General features: G+C 68.1%; 8 protein-coding genes and 1 pseudogene. 5 read left to right on the forward strand and 4 right to left on the reverse strand.

Annotated features, from left to right (window positions below):
* Positions 1–136: 136 nt before the first annotated feature.
* Positions 137–793 carry a hypothetical protein gene (locus tag IJH84_RS02870; protein WP_295139873.1) on the forward strand — a complete coding sequence of 219 codons (657 nt, stop codon included), beginning with the start codon at positions 137–139 and terminating at the stop codon, positions 791–793.
* A gap of 149 nt (positions 794–942) precedes the next feature.
* The gene (locus IJH84_RS02875; RefSeq protein WP_295139874.1) at positions 943–1,491 is read left to right on the forward strand and encodes a hypothetical protein; all 549 of its coding nucleotides are present in this window, start codon (positions 943–945) and stop codon (positions 1,489–1,491) included.
* A gap of 19 nt (positions 1,492–1,510) precedes the next feature.
* Here IJH84_RS02875 and IJH84_RS02880 read toward each other — a convergent pair whose 3' ends face one another.
* On the reverse strand, positions 1,511–1,774 hold the full coding sequence (locus tag IJH84_RS02880) for a hypothetical protein (protein ID WP_295139876.1): 264 nt from the start codon (positions 1,772–1,774) through the stop codon (positions 1,511–1,513).
* Between the two features lie 300 nt (positions 1,775–2,074).
* Complete coding sequence (locus IJH84_RS02885) at positions 2,075–2,287, reverse strand: hypothetical protein (RefSeq protein ID WP_200070113.1); 213 nt, start codon at positions 2,285–2,287, stop codon at positions 2,075–2,077.
* A gap of 179 nt (positions 2,288–2,466) precedes the next feature.
* Between IJH84_RS02885 and IJH84_RS02890 the strand changes: the two genes are divergently transcribed.
* Positions 2,467–3,309 (forward strand): helix-turn-helix transcriptional regulator, encoded by an 843-nt coding sequence (locus tag IJH84_RS02890; protein ID WP_295139879.1) that lies wholly within the window; start codon positions 2,467–2,469, stop codon positions 3,307–3,309.
* A 2-nt stretch (positions 3,310–3,311) separates the two neighbouring features.
* A complete protein-coding gene (locus IJH84_RS02895) occupies positions 3,312–3,506 on the forward strand; it encodes a DUF397 domain-containing protein (protein ID WP_295139881.1) in 195 nt (64 codons plus the stop codon).
* Positions 3,507–3,581: 75 nt separating this feature from the next.
* On the opposite strand, the pseudogene IJH84_RS02900 reads toward IJH84_RS02895, so the two are convergent.
* Positions 3,582–4,147: pseudogene (locus tag IJH84_RS02900) on the reverse strand (DinB family protein).
* A 97-nt stretch (positions 4,148–4,244) separates the two neighbouring features.
* On the opposite strand from IJH84_RS02900, the gene IJH84_RS02905 reads away from it, so the two are divergent.
* Positions 4,245–5,204 carry a YafY family protein gene (locus IJH84_RS02905; RefSeq protein WP_295139883.1) on the forward strand — a complete coding sequence of 320 codons (960 nt, stop codon included), beginning with the start codon at positions 4,245–4,247 and terminating at the stop codon, positions 5,202–5,204.
* A gap of 1 nt (position 5,205) precedes the next feature.
* Here the strand turns inward: IJH84_RS02905 and IJH84_RS02910 are convergent.
* On the reverse strand, positions 5,206–5,895 hold a 690-nt coding region (locus tag IJH84_RS02910), incomplete at its 5' end, for a YbfB/YjiJ family MFS transporter (protein ID WP_295139885.1).

Here is a 5,895-nt window from a genome sequence, read left to right on the forward strand (position 1 = left end):
ATCTGCCCAGGAGTCGGAACCGTGGTCGGTGGCGTCGTCGGCGGTATCGCCGGAAGCATGGCCGCCACCGAAGGCGTGAGTGCCGCGAGGGGAGATTGACTGTGCTGAAAATTCTGTCGTTGAACCGAGGTGTCTCATGACCGATCGGCGTTTCTTGGCTGTCGGCGAGCTTCCTCCCAAGCCGGATCGGGACACCGGCGATCCTCGTCCACCCCGCGCGCCTGGTTTCCTATATAAGGAGAAGTCGGCCGAGGAAGAAAATCGTGGTCGGGTGACCGATCCGGACAAGGTTCCGGCGCCGCCGGACGGAGAAGGACCGTTGCTGGCGTGGTTCAAAGCCTCCCGTCGTCGGGCGTTGTTGGTCACTGCTTGGGGCTTACTGCTGTATCCGCTCGGTGTCACCGTCCTTCAGGGAATCAGCATTGAGTGGATGAGTTACTGGCAGCCGTGGGCTGTACTGCCTTTCCTGCTGCTTGCGGTCTACTTCGCGCAGCGGACAGTCGTGTGCGCGGCAGGCGCCGAGTGGTTGAAGGTCGGCAATGCCTGGGTGCGCCTCTACGAGTTGGTCGAGATAAAGGCGAAGCATCGCAGCAACGCGATCCATCTGGATTTCAAGGACAGCGCAGGTCGATCGGTCATGGTGCAGGCGCAGGATTTGCAGGGCAGCCGCGACCTGTGGGATCTCGTCTACAACGGCATCCTGCACTCGGTCATCGCAAATGGCGCGGCGACGAATGGTCTCGTGCACAAGGCGTTCAAGGTTCCGCACGCCGATCCTCGGTCCGGCAGCTAGCAGACGATCGCCCGTCGACATCGTCCTGATCGGAAGACTGCGTGGAGCGCCCGAATTTCCTTGCGGTGGAGGAACTCCCACCGAAACCGAATCGCGAGACGGGGACGCCGTGGCCGCCTCGGGCTCCGCTGCGACACGATGCCGAGCCGTTGTCCAAGGACCATCGGCACCGCGTGACTTCGCGCGCCATGAAGCCCTTGCCGCCTGATGGTGAGGGACCGGTGCTGGCGTGGTTCAAGTCCTCCGCGTACCACGCTGTGATCACCGCTGCGTGGATGATTCCGTTGATGGTCGTCGGTCTCACCGCTGAGCAGGGCGGCAGCGTCGAGTGGATGAAATTGTGGCCGGTGTGGGCATTTGTCTTGTTGTTCGTCGTGGCCATGTACTTCGGTGTGGTGCGGTCGGCGGAGTGCTCGGCAGGTGTCGAATGGCTGCGAGTCGGAAACAAGTGGGTGCGGCTCTACGAACTCGTCGAGGTTACGGCGCAGAAGCGGGACCTGGACTACCTCCTGGCGCTCAAAGACGGCGCGGGCCGCGAGCTGAAGGTGCGGGACAAAGACCTGCAGAATGACCAGGACGTGTGGGATTTGGTGTACAACGGCATCCTGCACTCGGTCATCGCGGGCGAGGCTGAATCCAACCGCGCCGCCCGCAGCGCCTTCGATCTCCCCCGACAGAAGCCGCATTGGATGGAGTAGCACGCGCTGCTCGTGCCCTTCACTCCGCGGGCCAAGTCCAGTTAATCGCTTCGCGGAGAGCTTGCAGCAGCAGATGAGCTTGGGCGTGGTCGAGGGATTCGACGTGGACGTGGCCCGTGGTCAGCAGCAGATCCGAACGCGGACCGCGGCGGCCGGTAACGGCCACTTGGTTGTGCGGGGACGCCGCGACCTTCCAGGTGCGCACCGAGCCGAGTCCGGGCCGTCGCGGCGGCTGGTCGGAATCTTTCCACAATGGACGAATGTTGTCGTGCTGATCTGCCATGGCGACCTCTATCACCGGTTGCGCTGCTCGCCCGCGAGCTCGCGAACGGATTCCCTTGTGTGCTCCCGTTCTCCCAAGTTGCCGGCGGTGCTGGTCGGCATCGACCGGCCCCGGCCGGGCGGCGAGGAGGGCACCGCCCGACCGGGTTTCGGGCGCGGCAGGGAGAGGACCGCGCCCGGCAGGTCCGGCCGCGACACCGGTGGTGTCGGGGAGGTGGCGGCGCGGCCGGACCTTCGACCCGAGCCCTGTTCGGGGCAGCGCACCGGGTCGTCTGCACGGGCACCCGGAGGTGCCCGAAGTTCACGCCGCCATCGGCGGGCTCACCGCCTCCGCGCACTCGCCGCACACCGCGCGCTCCAGCGCGGCGGCCGGTCGAGGTCCGCGTCGCACGTGGAACGGGCCGCAGACCCATTCGCCGCATTCCGTCGGCAACACCCAGCCGCCGAGCTTGCGCACCGCGTGCCATGCCGACCCGGCGTTGAGCGCCGATGCGGTCCACATCGTTCCGGTCATGAAATGCACCCCCGCAGATTTCCGCGTGCACGGAGAAATTTCCTTCTCGGTCACGTCCATGCGCCGATCGCGTCGATGGTCCGTCCGGTGCGAACCATCATGGACCACAGCGATCAACTCGACAATATCTACGATCGGGCGACTCTATGAACAGGGAATATGCCGATATGATCTGGTGCATGGCACGAACCAACGGAGGCAGTCCGAAAGCGCGAGTGATCGGCGCTGAACTGCGCAAAGCAAGGCAGGAAAATGGCGTGGGAGTGCGCGAATTGGCGCGTCGTCTCGGCACGACCCACTCGAAGCTGTCCCGTTACGAGAACGGGCAGAGCATCGCTTCGTCCGAATTCGTGGCGAGCACGCTCACCGCATTGGGGGTACCGGACGCGGCGCGTGAGCGCGGTCTCGATTTGGCCCGCGGGCGGCAGTGGACGAACTGGCTGGCGCCGAACGCGCCCGGCCTGCATCAGGAGCTGACGACGCTGATCGAGTTCGAACGGAGCGCGAACCACATCGTTGAGGTGTCCGCGATGGTGATGCCTGGGCTGCTACAGACCAGTGACTACGCCCGCGCGGTGATGGCCGACCTTCCATCCGCTGACTTGGAAACCAGGGTCACGCTGCGGGTGGGCCGACGAGAGGTCCTCAATGCGAAGTCGGCCCCGCGGCTCGAGTCGCTGATCATGGAAGCCGCGCTGCGGACGAGGATCGGCGGGAAACCGGTGATGGCTGAGCAGCTCCGGCACCTCTGCAAGATGGCAGAAAAGCCGAACATCACCGTCCGGGTGGTGCCCGAAATGGACGTGTGGCATCCAGGGCACGCCGGTTCCTACATCTTGTTCGGCTTTCCGTCGTCCGCTCCGATCGTGCACTTGGAGCACTACAACTCCCGAGTCTTCCTGCACGAGCCCGAGGACACGTGTACTTACCAGTCCGCCACGGATAGGCTCCGGAACTTGGCGATGAGTGAGCAGGAGTCCAGCGCGCTCATCGTCGAGGCCGCCAGAGAGATGGAGACCTGAGCATGAACCAGCAGGCCTACGGATGGCGCAAGTCCAGTCGTTCTCAGCAACAGACCGCGTGCGTCGAGGTAGCCCGCACAGGAAGCGGCGCGGCGGTGCGCGACACGAAGGATCGTGGCGCCGGGTTCTTCACCGCGGGCGCTACGGCGTGGTCGTCGTTCATCGGCGCGATCAAGTCCGGTCGTTTCGACCGCTGAGCCCGGAACGAGCGGACCGTTCGCCCCATCCAGCCGGTCGAACGGTCCGCTCGCTCACGAGTCGCGGCGCGGTTATCAGGACGCGCGCCGCCCGTCGATGGTCTCGCGCAGGATGTCGGCGTGGCCGGCGTGCTGAGCGGTCTCGGAGATCACGTGCGTGAGCACCCGCCGCACGCTGCGCACCTCGCCCGGCCGGTGCCACGGCGCCTCCGGCAGCGGGAACTCGGCGTTCAGGTCGGGGAGTGCGGCGACGACCTCCGCGGTGCGGGCCGCGACCCGCTCGTAGCGGGCGAGGATCGCGGCCAGCGTGTCCTCGGGCGACATCCGGAAATCCCGGCCGTGCTCGATCATCCACTGCGGATAGCTGCTCGCCGTGCCGGCCATGATGTCGGCCCACGTGACGCCGTCGGGCAGCTCGAAGTCATCGCGGCGGGGCCGTCGACCGCGAAGCGCAGCCACTGCTCCTCCACGGACGCGACGTGCTTGATCAGCCCGCCCAGGCACAGCTCGCTGACCGTCGGGCGCGAACCGGCCTGCTCGTCGTCCAGCCCGTCGGTGGTGGCGATCAGTGCTGCACGGGCGTCGGTGAGCTGGGCGAGCAGATCGGCGCGTTCGGCGTCGAGGGTCGATTTCGTGGTCACGGTGCGTCCTTCCGGTCCTGCTCGGTTGTCGGTACGGAGGAACCTTCGCACCGGTAGCGGACAGGTAGTGGCCGCTTCTGCGGGCAGGATGGGATTCATGCCGAAGACCTCAGCGCGGTTGCTGTCGCTGCTGTCCCTGTTGCAGGCGTGCCGGGACTGGCCGAGCGAGCGGCTCGCCGAACGACTGGGCGTCAGCCCGCGCACCGTGCGCCGCGACGTGGACCGGTTGCGGGAGCTGGGCTATCCGATCGCGGCCAGCAAGGGGCCGGACGGCGGCTACCGGCTCGGTGCGGGAAGCGAGCTGCCCCCGCTGCTGTTCGACGACGACCAGGCGGTCGCGCTCACACTCGCGCTCCAGCTCGCCACCACCGCCGGGGCCGGGATCGAGGAGGCGGCGGAGCGGGCGCTGCACACCGTCCGGCAGGTGCTGCCCGCCAGGTTGCGCCACCGCGTCGACACTCTCCAGATCACCGCGGTTCCCGTGCCGCAGGGCCGGGCTGAGGTGGAACGCGATGTGCTCGTGGCGCTGAGCGCGGCAGTGCACGCGCGGGAGGAATTGCGCTTCGACTATCGGCGCCCGGTCAACGGCGACGGCTCGCGCCGGGTGCAGCCGCACCACCTCGTCACCTGGGGTGGACGCTGGTATCTCGTCGCCTGGGACCTGGACCGGGAGGACTGGCGCACCTTCCGCGCCGACCGGATCACTCCGCGCACGCCCACCGGGCCGCGCTTCACCCCGCGCGAACTGCCCGGGGGAGACGTGGCGGCGTTCGTGACCGCCAAGTTCCGGGGCGTGGAAGGCTGGCCGTGCCGCGGGGAGGTGATCCTGGACCGGCCCGCCGATGAGATCGCCGAGTTCGCGGACGACGCCCTGGTCGAACCGGTCGACGACGGCCGCTGCCGCTTCGTCGCCGGATCCTGGTCGTGGCCGGCGCTGGCGGCCTTGATCGGCCGGTTCGACGCCGACTTCCAGGTCATCGGACCACCCGAACTCCACGAGGCGGTCGCAGCTCTCGGCCGCCGCTGCGCGACCGCGCCCGGTTCTCCCGCGGAATGAGTCAGGAGTGCTCGGTCCGCTGCGCCAGCGCCACCGCGGCGGCAGCCAGCAGGATCGCCGCCGAGAGCAGCATCCCCGCGCCGATCCCGCCGCCGGTGTCCGACAGCCACCCGGCCAGCACAGGACCCGCGCACTGCCCGATGGCGAACACCGTGGTCAGCGCGCCGATCGCGGCCGCCCAGCGGTCCGGCGGGAGGGCGTTGCGGGCGACCGTGGTCACGGCCGTGACCACGGACAGGAACGAGCAGCCGAACAGCAGCGCCGAGCCGAACTCCGCGACCGCCCCGGTCGAGAGCAGTGGCAGCACCGCGCCGACCGTGACCACGACCAGCAGCACCGCCAATCCCCGGCCGCCGCGCAGCTTTCCCAGCATCGGGCCCCAAAGGAATCCGCCGCCGACCGCGGCCGCGCCGAGCAGCGCCCAGAACGCCGAGATCTCCGCGGAAGAGGCTCCGCCGGATTTCAGGAACGCCGCGATGAACGTCATGTAAGCGATGTAGCCGACGCCGAACAGGCCGTAGGCGACCATCGCCGGAGCGATCGGTCGCGCGCTGAACCCGCCTCCGTCCGCGGCGGGCGCAGGTGCCGCCGTGCGCGCCGAAGCGGGGATCACCAGCACGGCCGAGACCGCAGCCAGCACGCCCAGCACGATCCAGCCCCAGCGCCAGCCACCCGCGACCACCGCGGGAGG

The organism is Saccharopolyspora sp. (assembly GCF_017434145.1).
GTDB lineage: Bacteria > Actinomycetota > Actinomycetes > Mycobacteriales > Pseudonocardiaceae > Saccharopolyspora_C > Saccharopolyspora_C galaxeae.

Bases quoted from the DNA above. Each gene is read 5' to 3' on its own strand.
- IJH84_RS02870 (WP_295139873.1), top strand. From the start codon at position 137: ATGACCGATCGGCGTTTCTTGGCTGTCGGCGAGCTTCCTCCCAAGCCG.
- IJH84_RS02880 (WP_295139876.1), bottom strand. From the start codon at position 1,774: ATGGCAGATCAGCACGACAACATTCGTCCATTGTGGAAAGATTCCGAC.
- IJH84_RS02885 (WP_200070113.1), bottom strand. From the start codon at position 2,287: ATGACCGGAACGATGTGGACCGCATCGGCGCTCAACGCCGGGTCGGCA.
- IJH84_RS02890 (WP_295139879.1), top strand. From the start codon at position 2,467: ATGGCACGAACCAACGGAGGCAGTCCGAAAGCGCGAGTGATCGGCGCT.
- IJH84_RS02895 (WP_295139881.1), top strand. From the start codon at position 3,312: ATGAACCAGCAGGCCTACGGATGGCGCAAGTCCAGTCGTTCTCAGCAA.
- IJH84_RS02905 (WP_295139883.1), top strand. From the start codon at position 4,245: ATGCCGAAGACCTCAGCGCGGTTGCTGTCGCTGCTGTCCCTGTTGCAG.